Annotated in this window: 15 protein-coding genes; all 15 read left to right on the top strand. The window is 43.7% G+C overall.

Annotated elements, in window-relative coordinates; translation table 11 throughout:
• Positions 1 to 31 precede the first annotated feature (31 nt).
• On the top strand, positions 32 to 493 hold the full coding sequence (locus RZO55_RS13620) for a putative ABC transporter permease (protein ID WP_336624297.1): 462 nt from the start codon (positions 32 to 34) through the stop codon (positions 491 to 493).
• Between the two features lie 54 nt (positions 494 to 547).
• Positions 548 to 1,297 carry a lysophospholipid acyltransferase family protein gene (locus tag RZO55_RS13615; protein WP_318064817.1) on the top strand — a complete coding sequence of 250 codons (750 nt, stop codon included), beginning with the start codon at positions 548 to 550 and terminating at the stop codon, positions 1,295 to 1,297.
• Between the two features lie 34 nt (positions 1,298 to 1,331).
• Positions 1,332 to 2,468 (top strand): prephenate dehydratase, encoded by a 1,137-nt coding sequence (pheA, locus tag RZO55_RS13610; protein ID WP_318064816.1) that lies wholly within the window; start codon positions 1,332 to 1,334, stop codon positions 2,466 to 2,468.
• A gap of 60 nt (positions 2,469 to 2,528) precedes the next feature.
• Positions 2,529 to 3,818, top strand: coding sequence for an ATP-binding protein (locus tag RZO55_RS13605; RefSeq protein WP_318064815.1), 1,290 nt, complete (start codon positions 2,529 to 2,531; stop codon positions 3,816 to 3,818).
• A gap of 97 nt (positions 3,819 to 3,915) precedes the next feature.
• A complete protein-coding gene (locus RZO55_RS13600; protein ID WP_318064814.1) occupies positions 3,916 to 5,484 on the top strand; it encodes a Ppx/GppA phosphatase family protein in 1,569 nt (522 codons plus the stop codon).
• A complete protein-coding gene (locus RZO55_RS13595; protein WP_318064813.1) occupies positions 5,484 to 7,625 on the top strand; it encodes an RNA degradosome polyphosphate kinase in 2,142 nt (713 codons plus the stop codon). The genes RZO55_RS13600 and RZO55_RS13595 overlap by 1 nt, the downstream gene beginning before the upstream one ends.
• A gap of 146 nt (positions 7,626 to 7,771) precedes the next feature.
• Entirely contained in the window at positions 7,772 to 8,479 is a 708-nt protein-coding gene (locus tag RZO55_RS13590) for a response regulator transcription factor (RefSeq protein ID WP_318064812.1), read from the top strand.
• A complete protein-coding gene (locus RZO55_RS13585) occupies positions 8,469 to 9,605 on the top strand; it encodes a sensor histidine kinase (RefSeq protein WP_318064811.1) in 1,137 nt (378 codons plus the stop codon). Before RZO55_RS13590 ends, RZO55_RS13585 begins: the two co-directional genes overlap by 11 nt.
• Positions 9,606 to 9,609: 4 nt before the next feature.
• A complete protein-coding gene (locus RZO55_RS13580; protein ID WP_318064810.1) occupies positions 9,610 to 12,102 on the top strand; it encodes a DUF8725 domain-containing protein in 2,493 nt (830 codons plus the stop codon).
• The gene (locus RZO55_RS13575) at positions 12,099 to 13,064 is read left to right on the top strand and encodes an ABC transporter ATP-binding protein (RefSeq protein ID WP_439100053.1); all 966 of its coding nucleotides are present in this window, start codon (positions 12,099 to 12,101) and stop codon (positions 13,062 to 13,064) included. The genes RZO55_RS13580 and RZO55_RS13575 overlap by 4 nt, the downstream gene beginning before the upstream one ends.
• A complete protein-coding gene (locus RZO55_RS13570; RefSeq protein ID WP_318064809.1) occupies positions 13,042 to 13,953 on the top strand; it encodes an ABC transporter permease in 912 nt (303 codons plus the stop codon). The genes RZO55_RS13575 and RZO55_RS13570 overlap by 23 nt, the downstream gene beginning before the upstream one ends.
• Before the next feature lie 13 nt (positions 13,954 to 13,966).
• Positions 13,967 to 14,794 (top strand): deoxyribonuclease IV, encoded by an 828-nt coding sequence (locus tag RZO55_RS13565; RefSeq protein WP_318064808.1) that lies wholly within the window; start codon positions 13,967 to 13,969, stop codon positions 14,792 to 14,794.
• A gap of 56 nt (positions 14,795 to 14,850) precedes the next feature.
• Complete coding sequence (locus RZO55_RS13560; protein ID WP_318064807.1) at positions 14,851 to 16,020, top strand: SPFH domain-containing protein; 1,170 nt, start codon at positions 14,851 to 14,853, stop codon at positions 16,018 to 16,020.
• The gene (locus RZO55_RS13555; protein WP_336624296.1) at positions 15,999 to 17,033 is read left to right on the top strand and encodes a zinc ribbon domain-containing protein; all 1,035 of its coding nucleotides are present in this window, start codon (positions 15,999 to 16,001) and stop codon (positions 17,031 to 17,033) included. The genes RZO55_RS13560 and RZO55_RS13555 overlap by 22 nt, the downstream gene beginning before the upstream one ends.
• Positions 17,030 to 17,893, top strand: coding sequence for a TPM domain-containing protein (locus RZO55_RS13550; RefSeq protein WP_318064806.1), 864 nt, complete (start codon positions 17,030 to 17,032; stop codon positions 17,891 to 17,893). The genes RZO55_RS13555 and RZO55_RS13550 overlap by 4 nt, the downstream gene beginning before the upstream one ends.
• Positions 17,894 to 17,898 lie beyond the last annotated feature (5 nt).

The raw sequence follows: 17,898 nt of genomic DNA, 5'->3' as shown, positions 1-17,898 counted from the left end.
ATATCTCCATATCCGGCACATAATGAACCTTATGAAGATACTATCACAATTAAACTTAAAACAATTACCCCTGGATTTTTGTAAATGCGGGGTTGCAGGCTGGTGCCTGGAGGTTATTTTTACCTCAACAGAATCAATTTTACGCCATGACTGGCGTCTGATGGGGCAGACATCTCTTCTCATGTTTCCTATTTATGGCTGTGGGGCATTGCTGGCGCCCATCGGAGCATTGATTGACCGCTGGGTTACGCCGGGAGCCGGTATGACAACAGCGAGAACAGATATTGCTATCCGTCACGGATTTCTCTATATGGTGCTGATCTTTGTGGCGGAGTATCTATCCGGAACCCTTTTGCGGGGCAGGGGAATGTGCCCGTGGGATTATACAGGCAGAAGCACCAACATCGACGGATTGATCCGCCTTGATTTTGCTCCTCTTTGGTTTGCTGCGGGATTATTGTTCGAACAAATCACAAAAAAGAAAGGCAGGTAGTATTGTAATTAAAGAAACCATTCTATATAATAGATGGAATGGAGGACTAGACCAATGATTCGATTTATTCTTGTAGCAGCAACAGTTATTTTTTATCTGATCTTAAGTATTCCGGTCCTGATAGTACAATTTCTGACCGGTAATAAGAACCGCCGTCTGCGTGATGAACAAAGCATTTCTAAAGTCCGTTGGATTTTTAGGATCATCCTGTTCCTGGCAGGTGTAAAAATTACGGTAAAAGGAAAAGAAAAGCTGCCAAAAGACCAGGCAGTCTTATACGTTGGAAATCACAGAAGCTATTTTGATATTCTTGTAGGATATACGACGGTTCCTGGTCTGGTTGGTTTTGTGGCCAAAAAGGAGATGGAACGTATTCCCCTTCTTTCCACCTGGATGAAATATGTCAATTGTTTGTTCCTGGACAGAAAGAATTTAAAAGAAGGGTTAAAAACCATTCTTCAGGGGATTGAGCAGGTAAAGAATGGAATATCTGTCTGGATATTTCCGGAAGGAACAAGAAACAAACAGGAAGATATCCTGGAGCTTCTTCCATTTAAGGAAGGCAGCTTAAAAATAGCAGAAAAGAGCGGATGCCCGGTGGTTCCAGTTGCTATGACCGGAACTGCAGAGGTTTTCGAGAATCACCTTCCGTTTATACGTCCTTCCCGGGTGACCATTGAATTTGGAGATCCCTTCTTTATAAAGGAGCTGGAACCGGAACTTAAAAAGTTTCCGGGGGCCTATGTAAAGAAGCAGATTGAAGATATGCTTAAAACGGAACGTTCCCTGCAGGGAATTCGGTAAAGAAGACAAACAGATAAGACGAAGGAATGGACATATGAAAAAATTAGACTTGCTGGAGATCCGGACGCAGCTTGACGGGATTGACCGTGAAATTGTAGAACTGTTCGAAAAAAGAATGAGACTGAGCGGTGAGGTAGCTGAATTTAAGATTGAAACCGGAAAACCGGTTTATGATAAGGAAAGAGAAATGCAAAAAATTGATTCCGTCACCGGTATGGTTGATGGCGGTTTCATGAAACAGGCAGTCAGCGAACTGTTTACCCAGATGATGACAATCAGCCGCCACTATCAGTATAAGCTGATGGCGGAACATGGGCTGAAGGGAGAGGAAACCTTCCAGCCGGTGAAAACCATTCCCTCTTCAGATGTACGGGTGGTTTATCAGGGAGTAGAAGGTGCATACAGCCATGCAGCTGCGCTCCAGTATTTTGGTTCTGATGCCAGCGTTTATCACGTGGGAACCTTTGAGGATGCCATGAAAGAAGTGGAGTCCGGCCGTGCCGATTATGCAGTGCTACCCATTGAGAATTCCTCTGCCGGAGCGGTGAGTGATAACTATGACCTGTTGATGAAGTACAGTAATTACATTGTTGCTGAGACATTTCTTACTGTAAATCATGCATTGTTAGGGTTACAGGATTCCAGACAGGAGGATATCCGTACTGTATTTTCCCACCCGCAGGCCCTGATGCAGTGTTCGGAATTTTTAAATGCCAACAGAGACTGGAAGCAGATCAGTGTGGAGAATACTGCTGTGGCTGCCAAAAAGGTCATTGAAGAAGGCAATCCCTCTCAGGCTGCAGTCGCAAGTGAGATTGCTGCCAGACTCTATGGGCTGAAAATCCTTGAATCATCCATCAATCATAATAAGCTTAACACCACGCGGTTTATTATCCTGTCAAACCAGAGGATATACCGGGAGGATGCACAAAAAGTCAGTATCAGCTTTGAACTGCCTCATAAGAGCGGTACTCTTTATAATATACTGAGCAATATGATCTATAACGGAATCAGCATGATCATGATTGAGTCAAGGCCGATTCCAGGAAGAAACTGGGAATACCGGTTCTTTGTGGACATGGAAGGGAATTTAAGCGATCCCCCGATTCAGAATGCGTTAAAAGGTATATCAGAAGAGGGACGCAATATGAGAGTCCTGGGAAATTACTGATGTTTATTATGAGGTTCGGCCTGGAGACAGGCCGGACTTCAATTTACACATGGAGGTATTATGATATTGAAAGAACTGATTTTATACCGAGGTTTAAAATACCAGAAGCTTTTTGACCAGATGTTAAGCCAGCTGGCGCCCCAAGCAGAGCATATGAAAGAAACAATGCCGGAATCCTTCGCCTGTGCCGGTCAGCTTATCGAGCTGGCGGCTTCCTATGGCTTTGAGGGGAATCTCTGGCATTGTTTTTTAGCATTATGTCTGGCAGACCACGAGAACGCTTACAGCACGTCCTGCGAAATAACCGGTCCGGTAAAGGGGACATTAAATGAACTTGCTGCCCATGATTTTCAGATTATGAAAGAGCTGTTTGATCAGGATATCCGAAAGCTGGATACCGGGGAAGAAGGAAGAATCTGGGCGGCACTTTCTGATTACCATGCCAATGACGGAAACAGTAAAATTTATAACAGACGAATCAGAGATCAGATTGTGACCCTTGCAGTGAAACTGAAGGAATCACCAGATATCCGGACCTTTGGTAATATTATTACTGAATTTTATAAGAATTTTGGCGTGGGGAAATTTGGTTTAAATAAGGCTTTTCGTGTGGAGGAGACAGACACGGATCCGCAGATCATCCCGATTACCAGTATGGATCATATCTATTTGTCGGATCTCGTGGGATACCAACGGCAGAAGGAGAAGCTGATTGAAAACACAGAAGCTTTCTTAAATGGCAGGGCGGCAAACAACGTTTTGCTGTTCGGTGACAGCGGAACCGGAAAATCATCTAGCATCAAAGCAATTTTAAATGAATATTATGACAAAGGACTCCGCATCATTGAAGTATATAAGCATCAGTTTCATACACTTTCAAAAATACAGGAACAGATCAAAGACAGAAATTATAAATTTATCATCTATATGGATGATTTATCTTTTGAAGATACCGAGCTGGAATATAAATATTTGAAGGCAATTATAGAAGGAGGACTTGCAAAGAAGCCAGGCAACGTCTTAATCTATGCAACCTCAAACCGCCGTCACTTAATCCGTGAGAAGTTCAGCGACAAGAGACAACTGGATGATGAATTACATAATAATGATACCGTCCAGGAAAAGCTCTCTTTAGTTGCCCGCTTTGGCGTAACTATTTACTATGGAGCCCCGGAACCAGCAGAATTCAAAGAAATTGTCAGGCAGCTGGCAGACCGCAGTCAGATCTCCATGCCATTGGAAGAACTTTACCAGAGGGCGAATATCTGGGAACTGAATCACGGCGGCCTGTCTGGCAGGACAGCAAATCAGTTTATTACCTATCTTTTGGGAAAACAGGAAAATAGTTAAACTTTTCGAAAATTTTACCGATATTTGACACAAATGGTAAAAATTTAAGATAGAATAATAGAAAACTGTCCCGAAGAGGGCAGGGAGGAGGACAAGTATGGCAGTGCGTTTATTTGCCGCTATTGATGTGGGATCTTTTGAACTTGAACTTGGCATCTATGAGATTTCCCCTAAAACAGGAATCCGCAAGATTGATCATGTCCGCCACGTTATCGCCCTTGGAAGGGATACCTATAAGAATGGGAAAATCCGCTATGAGTTAGTAGATGAGATGTGCAAAGTAATCAAAGACTTTGCAGATATTATGCAGTCCTATAAAGTGACAGGATACCGTGCCTATGCCACAAGTGCACTTCGGGAAGCTAAAAACAGCCAGATTGTACTGGATCAGATCAGGGTAAGAACCGGCATTGAGGTGCAGATTATCAGTAACTCCGAGCAGCGTTTTATCAGTTATAAGGCGATTGCCTCTAAAGATGCGGAGTTCAGTAAAATTATACAGAAGGGAACCGCCATCGTAGATGTGGGATTCGGCAGCATGCAGGTTTCTTTATTTGATAAGGATGCTCTCATTTCCACCCAGAATCTGATGCTTGGAGTATTACGGATCCGGGAGATGATGGGAGATATGCAGGTGAGCACTCAGATGCAGAACACTCTGATTGAAGAGATGGTGGACAATGAGTTAAATACATTCCGAAAGGTTTATTTAAAAGACCGGGAAATTAAGAACCTCATCGGTATTGGAGAAAGCATCCTTTATCTGTCCAGGGGCAGCCATGGCGGAAAACCGGTAGAATGGATTACTGCAGAAGAATTTATTATTTTCTACGATAAGATTAAGCTGATGTCGTTAGATCAGATTCAGGAGCGGTTTGGTGTCAATGCGGAATATGCCGCACTTTTAGTTCCTGCGGCCATTATATTCAAACGTGTTCTTGAGCTTACGGGAGCGGAGATGTTCTGGATTCCCGGTATCCGGTTATGTGACAGCATTGCTGCAGAATACGCTGAAGAAGCAAAGACAGTAAAATTTAATCACGATTTCTCAGAGGACATTCTCGCTGCCTCAAGGAACATGGCAAAGCGCTATAAATGCCACGGACCTCATACGGATCATATGGAAAAGTATGTTCTTGTGATCTTTGACAGTATGAAAAAGTATCATGGTATGGGAAAACGGGAGAGGCTTCTATTACAGATTGCAGCAATTCTTCATGCATGCGGCAAATTTATCAGTATGAGAAAGCCCAGTGAATCCGCTTATAACATCATTATGTCAACTGAAATCATAGGTTTATCCCATATGGAACGGGAAATCATCGCCAATGTGGTACGGTACAATGGAGTGGAATTTGATTATAACAGGGTACAGCTTAATGAGGAACTATTCCGCAATACAAAAGGAGAGCTGTCTCTTGAAGACATCACCATCCTGATTGCCAAGCTTACGGCTATTTTAAGACTTGCCAATTCTATGGACCGGAGCCATAAACAGAAATTGTCAAATAACCGAATGATAGTAAAGGAGGGCAGACTTGTAATTACAACATCTTATGAAGGAGATATGACACTGGAAGCGATATCATTTAATCAAAAAGCAGATTTTTTTGAAGAGATATTTGGTATCAGGCCTGTACTCAGGCAGAAGAGGAGGTTATCCTGATGGCAGACATCAATGAAATATATTACAATCCGGATAATTATGTAAATCGTGAACTGAGCTGGATCGAGTTTGATTACCGGGTATTAAGTGAGGCAAGAGATAAAAGCCTGCCGCTATTTGAACGGCTGAAGTTTTTAAGTATCACAGCCTCCAACTTAGACGAATTCTATATGGTACGTGTTGCCTCATTAAAGGATATGGTTCATGCAAAATATACAAAGCCTGATATTGCCGGAATGAAACCGGATGAGCAGCTGGAGCGCATCAGTGAACAGACGCATGAGCTTGTTTCCGTGCAGTATTCTACCTATAACCGTTCGCTTCTTCCTGCTCTTAAGCAGAATGGTCTGCGTGTTATTTCCAGACATGAAGATTTAAGCAGGGAGGAAGGAATATTTGCAGATACGTATTTTGTGAGAGATGTTTATCCGGTTCTGACTCCAATGGCAGTGGATTCCTCCAGACCGTTTCCTTTAATCCGCAATAAATCTCTAAACATCGCGGCATTGTTAAAAAAGAAAAGCGGTGAAGAGGAGTTTGAGTTTGCCATGGTTCAGGTTCCCAGTGTTCTCCCAAGAATTGTGGAGCTTCCAGCAAGTGAATCAGGAGAGCGGTCTTTCATTCTTTTGGAACAGATCATTGAGCGGAACATGGAAAGCCTGTTTTTAAACTACAACGTAATAACCTCTCATCCGTTCCGGGTCATGAGAAATGCGGATCTTACCATTGATGAAGAGGAAGCCGTTGATCTTCTGGAGGAGATTCAGAAGCAGCTGAAAAAGCGCCAGTGGGGAGAGGCCATCCGTCTTGAGGTGGAAGAGAAAATGGATAAACGCCTGCTAAAGATCTTAAAACGTGAGCTGAGTATCAGTTCCGATGATATCTTTGAGATCGCAGGGCCTCTGGATCTTACATTCCTCATGAAGATGTATGGGTTAAAGGGGTTTGATCATCTGAAGGAAGTTCCATACATTCCCCAGCAGGTGCCTGAACTGATGAATGAAGATGATGTTTTTTCTAATATCCGCAAGGGAGATATTTTGCTTCACCATCCATATCAGACGTTTGATCCTGTGGTGCAGTTTGTTAAGAGCGCAGCCAAGGATCCTGAGGTTCTTGCCATCAAACAGACGCTTTACCGGGTCAGCGGCAATTCCCCCATTATTGCAGCTCTTTTAGAGGCTGCGGATAACCGCAAGCAGGTTTCCGTGCTGGTGGAATTAAAAGCACGTTTCGACGAGGAAAATAACATCAACTGGGCAAAAAAACTGGAAAAAGCCGGCTGTCACGTAATCTATGGACTGGTGGGACTGAAAACGCACAGTAAGATTACGCTGGTGGTCCGGCGGGAAGAGGATGGCATACGCCGCTATGTCCATCTGGGTACTGGAAACTATAATGATTCCACTGCAAAGCTGTATACGGATCTGGGTCTGATGACCTGCAATCCACAGATTGGGGAAGATGCGACTGCAGTGTTTAACATGCTTTCCGGGTATTCGGAGCCCCTACACTGGAATAAGCTTGTAGTGGCGCCGATCTGGCTGCGGGTCAGGTTTTTAAAGATGATAAGGAGGGAAACGAGAAATGCTTCTACCGGTAAGCCGGCCCGCATCATAGCCAAGATGAACTCTCTGTGCGATAAAGAGGTGATCGCTGCATTGTATGAAGCTTCCTGTGCAGGCGTGAACATACAGCTGATTGTAAGAGGAATCTGCAGCATAAAAGCGGGCGTCCCTGGTATGAGTGAAAATATCACGGTGCGTTCCATCGTCGGAAATTTCCTGGAACATGCCAGAATCTTCTATTTTGAAAATGATGGAAGTCCGGAGCTTTATCTTGGAAGTGCTGACTGGATGCCGAGAAATCTGGATAAACGGGTAGAGATCATGTTTCCTGTGGAAGACAGCAAATTGATGGAGCGAATTCTGCATGTCCTGAAAATACAGCTGGAGGATAATGTAAAATCGCATATTCTAAAGCCGGATGGGACATGGGAAAAACCAGATAAGAGAGGAAAGACACTGATTAACAGCCAGGAGCGGTTCTGTGAGGAGGTCACTCATTCTGTCAGAGCGGAGCTTGGCAGACTGGATCCGTCAGGCAGCAGAGTGTTTATTCCGACGGAAAGCCAGGGTTGACAAGGTGTTCCTGATTTACCGTTTTATAGCTTTTTTGTAAGAAAATAGTAAGGCAAAGATACCTTTCTTGTGGTAGAATGGATGCAGGCTTTTTCTTTTTCAACTTGAGATCGCCGCTTACATAACGACAAGGGAGGTATTTTTCAATGTCCGAGACAATAAGCATTCTGGTTGTGGATGACGAGAAAGAGATTGCGGATCTGGTGGAGATTTATCTGGTCAGTGACGGATATAAAGTATACAAGGCATACAATGCAGAAGAGGGACTGGAGGTTCTTAATAAGAATCAGATTCATCTGGTGCTCTTAGACATTATGATGCCTGGGATGGACGGTCTTTCTATGTGCAAGAAGATACGGGAAACCAACAACATTCCGATCATTATGCTGAGTGCCAAATCAACAGATTTAGATAAGATTTTAGGACTTGGGACAGGAGCAGATGATTATGTGACAAAACCCTTTAATCCGCTGGAACTGACTGCCAGAGTCAAATCTCAGCTGCGCCGTTATACCCAGCTTAATCCCAACAGTGCGGTTAACGAATCGGCAAAGAATGAGATAGGAATCAGAGGATTGACCATTAATAAGGATAATCATAAGGTGACAGTATATGGGGAGGAGATAAAGCTTACTCCTATTGAATTTGACATTCTGTATCTGCTGGCCTCCAATCCTGGAAGAGTGTTCAGTACAGATGAGATATTTGAAAAGGTATGGAACGAGAAGGTTTACGAAGCCAATAACACGGTAATGGTACATATCAGGCGTCTGAGAGGTAAGATGAAGGAAGACACCAGACAGAACAAGATCATCACAACTGTTTGGGGGGTAGGATACAAAATTGAAAAATGATATCAATCGCCGTTTCCATACCCGGGTTATTGCCAATATATTTTACAGCGCCATAGTCACGGTTCTGATCGAGATATTTTTGGTGACCAACGTATCCCTCATTGCATCCTATGTGAGGAGTACTCAGGACGATAATGCATTTCTTGAGATGCTCACCACATTTGATGTGGTAGTAATACTCATTTACGTTGTGTTTGGAATCGGTATATTCGCAGTTACTTTTCTCCTTCTCCAGGAGAAATCCATGCGTTATATCGGAAAAATTTCCGATGCCATGCAGAGAATTTCAAAAGGAGATTTAAACATCACGGTAGGCATTGAAGGAGATGACGAATTTTCCGTCATGGCTGCAAGTTTAAATAAGATGGTGGAAGATTTAAGGGATTTAATGGATAAGGAACGGGAGGCAGAGCGTACCAAGAACGAACTGATTACCAACATTGCCCATGACTTACGGACTCCGTTAACTTCCATTATCGGATATCTGGAGCTCCTTTCAAAGGAGGGAGAGATTGACCAGGAAATACAGAAAAGGTACATAGGGATTGCATACGTAAAGACAAAGCGGCTGGAAAAGCTGATTGAGGATTTATTTGGATTTACAAAACTAAACTACGGAAAGATATCCATGAATGTAACAAAGGTGGATGTCATAAAGCTGTTAAGTCAGCTCCTGGAAGAGTTTTATCCCAGTTTTATGGACAAAAATCTCTCTTATGAGCTGCAAAGTAATGTCCCTGCCCAGATCGTCTCAGCAGATGCCAATCTTCTGGCCCGTCTGTTTGATAATCTCATTAATAATGCAATCAAATACGGAGCAGACGGAAAACGGATCCTGGTAAAGGTACATGGAACTGAAGAACTTGTATCGATCCAGGTGGTAAACTACGGTTATGTGATACCGGAAGAAGAGCTTCCTCTGATCTTTAATAAGTTTTACCGTGTGGAGCAGTCCCGTTCCACCAATACAGGAGGAACCGGACTGGGTCTTGCCATTTCCAAGAATATCGTGGATATGCATGGCGGAAGCATTCAGGTGACCAGTGACCTGTCAGGAACGGTATTTACGGTAAAGCTGAAAACGGATTTTGATGTGAATAAAGAGAACTTTGGAAAGATAGGGTGACAAAATGAAAGTCAGACAGATATCCCTGATTTGTGCCATGGCGCTCACGTTGGCAGGCAGCACTTTGCTGCCTGCTTTCGGCATGACCTCAAATGGCTCGGAGGGTGGAGACAAGAAAGAAAACTCCTATTCTCAGGAATACACCGGTGAGAATTATTCCGATATCGGTATGGAGGTTTCGTATGGATACGATGGGAATGCCAAGGCAGACCGCTATATACCTGTTAATTTTACATTGAAAAGCCAGGCCGGTTCCGCCTTTCACGGTACTGTGCGTGTGGAGGCAATGGAATCCGACTATAATATCTATCAGTATGATTACCCCATTTCATTAGACGCTATGGGCTCTGTAAAGGAATCGCTTGATGTTCCGGTAGGAAGAGCAGATATTTTATATGTTAAGCTTTTAGATTCCCATGGTACGGAACTGATACGCAAACGTTTAAAGATGAATGTTCCCACAGATGTAGCAGAGCTTTATGCAGGGATTCTTTCCGACAAGCCTGATAAGCTCTCTTATATGGATGGAGTGGGCGTCAATTACAGTGCAGTGAAGATCAGAACATTCCAGATGCAGACGGATCAGATTCCGGATCATGTAATTGGTCTGGATCTTCTGGATGTTCTTGTTATAACGGATTATGATACCAGAAAGCTTTCAAAAGACCAGATATGCGCCATTATGGAGTGGGTGAAGGAGGGTGGTACCCTTCTTTTTGGAACCGGTGCCCGTGCCGATGATACATTGTATGCTTTCCGGTCGGATCTTCTGAATGATGATTATGAAGTGCCTGCAATGAAATCAGTGGATATGGGCGTGGAGTATGCGACTAATGGCCCCGGAGACTCCTTTATGAACCTGGTCTGTGCCGATATTTCCTTAAAAGGGGGAACCGGTGTTCTGTCAAATGACCAGTTTCCTGTTCTGACCGCGGCAATCAGAGGAAAAGGCGTTGTGGGAGTTGCTGCCTATGATTTTGTGGACATCGCACCATTCTGTGAGACCCAGCGTTCTTACGTTGATAAGCTTTTTACAGCTTTATTAGGAGAAACCAGGTTAAATAATTTATCTTCTTATTTATATAATGGTAATTCCAGCCAGTTTTGGGCTGTTCAGAATATGCTTAATACAGGAGATGTAGATAAGCTGCCAGGGCTTGCGTTCTATACCATCGTTATATTGACCTATATTGCACTTGTTGGACCAGGAACCTATCTGTTTTTAAAGCGGAAGGATGGGCGGCGTTATTACCGAACTGCCATTGTTGGAGTATCCCTTTTATTCACAATTGTGGTTTATCTGATGGGTGGAAAGACACGGTTTCGGGATACCTTTTTTACTTATGCAACAATTTATGATGACTCAGAAAATTTTGAAGATGAATACACGTATATCAATATGAGAACGCCCTATAACAGAGCGTACTCCATACTTCTGGACCCGTCCTATAATCTTCTTCCCATAACCAGAAGCAAGTCCTATGAAAGGGAACCGGTACCGAAATTTTCCGGAAATGAAGATTATAATGTCCGGATAGGCTATGGCGAAGACGGCACGAGAGTTTCCGTACAGAACGCTGCTGCATTTAGTCCTAAATACTATACACTATCGAAGCGGACCCTCAATGAGGACAGGAAGGGCCTTTGGGGGAATATCACGCTGTTTAAAGGCAGTGTTTATGGCACCATTACCAATGAATATCCATTCTCAGTGGAAAAGGCAGGCATTCTCATGTATGGAAAGATGGTAGTCATTGATGAATTAAAGCCTGGAGAGACAAAAAAGCTTGATGGGTCACCTGTCATCAATTATCCCATTAATAATTCTTTTCAGGTGTCTGCCCGTGTTACGGGAAGTTATCAGTATTCCAAGGCAGATATTGAAGATCCGGATTATATGCTTGCTCTGTCCAGAACCAATATACTGAGTTTTTACCTTGATAAATATTCTTCCTTTTACAACCAGGAAGCGCGGATTGTAGCATTCAGCAAGGACCAGAAAGACAGCCAGTTTCTGGTTAACAGAGAATATGAAACCTATGGAGTGACCATGTTTACCTCAACAATTAATGTAAAATCTAATAAGAATGGGGAAACATACCGGTCCGCACTGATGAAAACGCCTGTAGCGGTAAGCGGACAGTATTATTCAGACTCCAATGCTATTTACGGAGTGGATCCGGTTGCTCTGGAATATTCTTTGGGAAATGATTTAAATGTGGAGAAGCTTATATTTGAAAATCCTTCCGATGAATTTTTAAATAATCAGAGTACTAATTATACCAATATATTTAAGGGTAAAACCTATTTTTATAATCATAATACCGGCAATTACGATTCCATGGATCCAGAAAAAACAGAATATACAGCAAAGGAACTGACCCCTTATCTGTCGCCGGGTAATACCCTGACAGTCAAGTACGTCTGTGAGGATACCGTTGAAAATAACTGGTATGTCACGCTGCCCATGCTGATGGTTCTGGGAAGGGATAAATGATGTTAGAAATAAAAGAGTTGAAAAAGAAATTCGGAAAATTTCATGCCTTAAATGGTCTGGATTTTGTAATTCCCAAAGGCTCCCTTTATGGTTTTGTAGGCCCCAACGGGGCAGGAAAGACGACTGCGATTAAAATCATGACAGGACTTCTGTTTGCTGACAGCGGGCAGGTACTGATTGACGGGAGAGATGTGTCAGAAGGTTTAAACCACCTGAAAGAGAAAATCGGTTATGTACCAGACTTTTTTGGGGTATATGATAATCTGAAGGTCAATGAATACATGGAGTTTTTTGCCTCCTGTTATGGACTGGATGGCTTAAAGGCCAGAAGCCGTTATATGACACTTTTAGAACAGGTGGGGCTGGAGGATAAATCAGATTTCTATGTAGACAGCTTATCCAGAGGGATGAAGCAGCGCTTATGTCTGGCAAGAGCACTGATTCATGATCCGCCGCTGCTGGTTCTTGATGAGCCGGCATCTGGTCTGGACCCAAGGACCCGCTATGAATTTAAGGAGATCTTAAAAGAACTGAGAGAGCAGGGGAAGACGGTCTTTATCAGTTCCCATGTTTTATCTGAGCTGTCTGAGCTGTGTACGGATATCGGAATTATAGATCAGGGAAAGATGGTTTTAAGCGGAAGTATGGAAGAGATTTTAAAACGGGTAAATGCCACCAATCCTCTTATTATTTCCATTCTTGGAAGTAAGGAAAAGGCACTTACTATCTTAAAAAGCCAACCCTGCGTGCAGACAATCGCAGTGAAGGAAGGAGATATCCGCGTGAATTTTATTGGAGACCAGCAGGATGAAGCTCTTTTGCTTCAGCAGTTGATTGATGCGGAAGTGCTGGTTCATGGATTTTGCAGGGAACAGGGAAGCCTGGAATCATTATTTATGCAGATTACAGATCCTGATAAAGAAAAGGCGGTGCTTGTATATGAAAATGAATCCGGTTTATAAGAGGGAGACTATGGTCAGCGCAAGAAGTTTCCGGCTGGCTATGACTCTGGTGATTTTTAATTCCATACTGGCTCTGGTAATATTGCTGAATATGTATTCCGTAGTAGAGCGGGTGAAGCTGACGGCTGATATCCAGTACTCTTCCTTTACTAATCTGTATGTATTTGTTGCAGTTGTGGAATTTGTCATGCTAATGTTTATCATGCCAGCACTTACTGCGGGAAGTATAAGCGGGGAAAGAGAACGCCAGACACTAGATATATTGCTGACCACAACCATGAAGCCGTCAGAAATTATCTGGGGAAAACTTTTATCTTCATTCAGCACCATGTTTCTGATGGTGGTATCCAGCTTTCCATTACTGGCAGTTTCGTTCGTCTATGGCGGAGTGATGATTTACGATGTGTTTCTTCTGCTCTTATGCTATCTGGCAGTGGCACTTTTATGCGGAAGTATGGGAATTTGTTTTTCGTCCCTGTTTAAACGGTCTACCATTGCCACTGTGGTCAGCTATGGAGTGCTGGTTTTTATCGGAGCCGGAACTTATGCAGTGAATATATTCATGCTGTCCCTGGCAAGGCTGAATGTGAACAGCTCCTATGTCTCCAGTATAAACGGAGTGGCGGACCAGGCCAATTCCGGTGCATTCCTGTATCTGCTTCTATTAAATCCGGTGGCTACTTTTTATGTTATGATCAATCGTCAGGCAGGAGATAGTCAGGTGCTTAACAGCTTAAATAACTGGTTTGGACCTCATCCCGATAACTTCATCATGAATAACTGGGTGCTTCTTAGCATTTTAATTCAGATTTTGCTGGCTGCTATATTTATCTTTATTGCAATAAAAGGAATCAGTCAGTCAAAACGAAAGAGAATCAGAAAAAAGTAAAAAGGAGATTTTTATGCTTACAATTGGCTGTCATCTGTCTTCTTCCAAAGGGTTTCTCGCCATGGGAAAAGAGGCTGTGAAGATCGGTGCGGATACATTTCAGTTTTTTACTAGGAATCCAAGAGGAACGAAGGCCAAAAAGATTGATCCGGTGGATATCGGACGGTTTCTTTCCTTTGCAAAGGAACATGGGATCAACCGGATTCTGGCTCATGCTCCCTATACACTCAATGCCTGTTCTGCAGATGAAGGCTTAAGAATACTGGCCAGAGATACCATGAAGGATGATCTGGAACGGATGGAGTACATTCCGGGCAACTGTTATAATTTTCATCCGGGAAGCCATACCGGTCAGGGAACGGAAACAGGGATTGGTTATATTTCCCATATGCTCAACCAGATTTTAAAACCGGATCAGAATACTACGGTTCTGTTAGAGACCATGTCAGGTAAGGGAAGTGAAGTGGGCAGAACATTTAATGAACTGCGGGAGATTCTGGATCAGATTCAGTTAAAGGAATGCATGGGAGTCTGTCTGGATACCTGTCATGTATGGGATGCAGGTTATGATATTGCCGGAGATTTAGATGGAGTTCTCAATGAATTTGACCGGATTATCGGGCTGCCCAGACTGAAAGCGATTCACTTGAATGACAGCCTGAATCCACTTGGCTCCCATAAGGACCGCCATGCGGCAATCGGGCAGGGGATGATTGGGTTTGATGCCTTGAAAAGGGTTGTGGAGCATCCCAGCCTTAAGAATCTTCCGTTTTATCTGGAAACTCCCAATGATTTACCTGGTTATGCAAAAGAAATTGCCATGATGCGCGGACAGGGATAGCCAGGATATCATCTGCGCAGTATAATATGAAATAAAACTCTAAAGGAGGAATCGGAATGGGAATTGTGAAAGCATTGACTTCAGCAATCGGAGGGTCACTGGCAGACCAGTGGCTTGAAGTAATAGAGGCAGGCAGTATGGGAGATCAGACCGTATTTACCAGCGGGGTAAAGGTTCGCAAAGGATCTAATTCAAAGAGTACAGATAATACAGTATCTGACGGGTCTGTCATTCATGTTTATCCGAATCAGTTTATGCTTCTGGTTGATGGAGGAAAGGTCATTGACTATACAGGAGAGCCAGGCTATTTTACTGTAAAGAATTCATCCATGCCGTCCCTTTTTAACGGACAGCTAAAAGAAGCCATCAGTGAATCCTTTGACCGTGTGCGTTTCGGAGGCCAGACACCTACATCACAGAGAGTTTACTTTATTAATCTTCAGGAAATCAAGGGGATTAAGTTTGGAACACCCAATCCAATTAATTATTTTGATCAGTTTTATAATGCAGAGCTGTTTTTGAGAGCTCATGGCACTTATTCCATTAAAGTAACGGATCCTTTCTTATTTTATGCAGAGGCTGTACCAAAGAATACAGACCATGTTGAGGTTAACGATATCAATGGACAGTATTTATCGGAATTTTTAGAAGCACTTCAGTCTTCCATCAATCAGATGTCAGCAGATGGAATCCGCATCTCCTACGTAGCTTCTAAAGGAAGAGAACTGGGACAGTATATGGCGGATGTGCTGGATGACCAGTGGAGAGCCGGCAGAGGAATGGAAATACAGTCTGTGGGAATTGCAAGCATCTCCTATGATGAAGAATCCAAGGCTCTGATCCAGATGCGAAATCAAGGAGCCATGTTAAGCGATCCCGGCGTGCGGGAAGGCTATGTTCAGGGAGCTGCAGCCAGAGGATTAGAGGCAGCCGGAAGCAATGCAAACGGCGCTATGGCCGGATTTATGGGCATGGGCATGGGAATGAATACAGCAGGCGGTTTTATGGGTGCTGCGTCTGCAGCCAATATCAGCCAGATGCAGATGAATCAGCCGGCGAAACCGGCAGCTGCACAGGAGACATGGACCTGCAGCTGCGGCAGTGTTAACACTGGAAAATTCTGTCCGGAATGCGGAAACAAAAAAACGGAAGGCCCATGGACCTGTGGGTGTGGAACTGTTAATACTGGAAAATTCTGTTCTGAATGCGGAAAACCAAGACCATGAGTGCGGCGATCTCCTATAAGTGCCCTAATTGCGGGGGACCGTTAAAGTTTAATCCTCAAAAGCAGAAATATGCCTGTGAATACTGTTTATCTGAATTTGCTGAAAATGCCCTCCTGAATGAGGAAAAGGAATCAAAGGGAGAGACTTTATTGTATAACTGTCCCAGCTGCGGAGCTGAAATTGTAACCGACGACACTACTGCAGCATCCTTTTGTTATTACTGTCATAATCCGGTCATTTTATCTGGTAAACTGAGCGGGGAATTCCACCCGGATTATGTTATTCCCTTTTCTCTTGATAAGAAAGAGGCAGTGGGAATCTTCCGGGACTGGATGAAGAAGAAACGCTATGTTCCCAAGGCATTTTACAGTGAGGAGCAGATTGAAAAAATCACAGGTGTCTATTTTCCATATCTTCTTTACAGCTGCCTTACAAAAGGGAGCCTGGAGGCAAGTGCGGACCGGGTGAGGGTCTGGGTCAGCGGTGACAGAAGATATACTGAAACGCAGACATATGAAGTTCTGCGTTCCGGTGACATGTCTGTAAGATATGTACCGCGCAATGCACTAAAGAAAGCAAACCGTAAGCTGGCGGAAGGAGTTCTGCCTTTTGAGACCGACAAATTAAAGCCTTTCACCATGGGATATCTTTCAGGTTTTGTGGCAGAACGACGGGATATGGAGGAGCAGGAATTTACAGATGAGGTAAAGATGGAAATCAGAAACTTTGCGGAAGATACACTCCGTAACAGCATTACCTCATATGATTCGGTTCGAGTCCGGAATCAGGATATCCAGCTGGAGGATGAAAGCTGGGAATATGCACTGCTTCCGGTATGGACACTTACGTACAGAGATGAGGCCAGAGACCGGATCTATTATTTTACCATCAACGGACAGACCGGAAAGGTATGCGGTGAGCTTCCGGTTGACAAAGGAAAGCTGATGCTTCTGTTTGCCAAAGTGTTCGTTCCAGTGTGTCTTTTGCTGCTGCTTGCGGGGTATTTTGTATGAGGATAAAAAGAGTATTATCAGCAGTATTTCTGCTTCTGTTTTTTGTACTTATTTCCATTGGAGGCATCACAGGGGTGTATGCGGCCCAGTCAAGAGTGTTTGATGATGCAGATCTTTTTACAACAAAAGAGAAAGAGGAATTTGAGAGCACCATACAGTCCATGCAGCAAGAGATGAATATGGATGTGGTGATAGCAACAACCCAGGATACCGGAGGTAAATCTGCCAAAGATTATGCAGAGAATTTCTATATTGAGAGAAAATTCGGAAAAGGAAGTGACTACCGGGGCGTGCTGTTTCTGATCGATATGGATAACCGGGAGATGTATATTCTGCCTGTTGGTAAGATGAACCGTTTTCTGACGGATAAAAGGTGGAATGCGATCCTGGACGATGCATATGAAGCGATCAGCGGAGGCGAGTACGCAGCCTGTGCCAGAATATACCTTGACGGAGTGATTAAATACTACCGGGCAGGGATACCGGGAGGCCAGTATAACTACGACAAGGAAACGGGGAAAATCAGTGTTTACCGCAGCATAGAGTGGTACGAAGCTGCATTGGCTATACTGGCAGCGGCAGCGGCGGCAGCGGCAGTCTGTGGCGGTGTCACCAGCCAGTATTCCATGAAAAAAGAGAGAGGAAGAGCCAGAGTTGCACTATTGGCTTACAGAGCTAACTGTGAATTCAGCTACTCCGCTCAAAATGATAACTTAATTAACAAGACCATTACCCATGTCATAGTACCACGCAATAATGGAGGAAACGGAGGATCCGGTGGAGGAATGTCTTCCGGCGGCAGAAGCACCACCCATACATCTTCCGGACGCACCATGGGGGGCGGGGGAAGAAAATTTTAACAGAA

The organism is Clostridium boliviensis (assembly GCF_033342255.1).
GTDB lineage: Bacteria > Bacillota > Clostridia > Lachnospirales > Lachnospiraceae > Lacrimispora > Lacrimispora boliviensis.
This window is presented reverse-complemented; position numbering and strand designations above follow the sequence as displayed.

Excerpts from the sequence above, each read along its gene's own strand:
- RZO55_RS13595 (WP_318064813.1), top strand. The coding sequence starts at position 5,484 with ATGGCAGACATCAATGAAATATATTACAATCCGGATAATTATGTAAAT.
- RZO55_RS13555 (WP_336624296.1), top strand. The coding sequence starts at position 15,999 with ATGCGGAAAACCAAGACCATGAGTGCGGCGATCTCCTATAAGTGCCCT.
- RZO55_RS13575 (WP_439100053.1), top strand. The coding sequence starts at position 12,099 with ATGATGTTAGAAATAAAAGAGTTGAAAAAGAAATTCGGAAAATTTCAT.
- RZO55_RS13600 (WP_318064814.1), top strand. The coding sequence starts at position 3,916 with ATGGCAGTGCGTTTATTTGCCGCTATTGATGTGGGATCTTTTGAACTT.
- RZO55_RS13615 (WP_318064817.1), top strand. The coding sequence starts at position 548 with ATGATTCGATTTATTCTTGTAGCAGCAACAGTTATTTTTTATCTGATC.
- pheA (WP_318064816.1), top strand. The coding sequence starts at position 1,332 with ATGAAAAAATTAGACTTGCTGGAGATCCGGACGCAGCTTGACGGGATT.
- RZO55_RS13590 (WP_318064812.1), top strand. The coding sequence starts at position 7,772 with ATGTCCGAGACAATAAGCATTCTGGTTGTGGATGACGAGAAAGAGATT.
- RZO55_RS13560 (WP_318064807.1), top strand. The coding sequence starts at position 14,851 with ATGGGAATTGTGAAAGCATTGACTTCAGCAATCGGAGGGTCACTGGCA.
- RZO55_RS13605 (WP_318064815.1), top strand. The coding sequence starts at position 2,529 with ATGATATTGAAAGAACTGATTTTATACCGAGGTTTAAAATACCAGAAG.
- RZO55_RS13565 (WP_318064808.1), top strand. The coding sequence starts at position 13,967 with ATGCTTACAATTGGCTGTCATCTGTCTTCTTCCAAAGGGTTTCTCGCC.
- RZO55_RS13620 (WP_336624297.1), top strand. The coding sequence starts at position 32 with ATGAAGATACTATCACAATTAAACTTAAAACAATTACCCCTGGATTTT.
- RZO55_RS13570 (WP_318064809.1), top strand. The coding sequence starts at position 13,042 with ATGAAAATGAATCCGGTTTATAAGAGGGAGACTATGGTCAGCGCAAGA.
- RZO55_RS13580 (WP_318064810.1), top strand. The coding sequence starts at position 9,610 with ATGAAAGTCAGACAGATATCCCTGATTTGTGCCATGGCGCTCACGTTG.
- RZO55_RS13550 (WP_318064806.1), top strand. The coding sequence starts at position 17,030 with ATGAGGATAAAAAGAGTATTATCAGCAGTATTTCTGCTTCTGTTTTTT.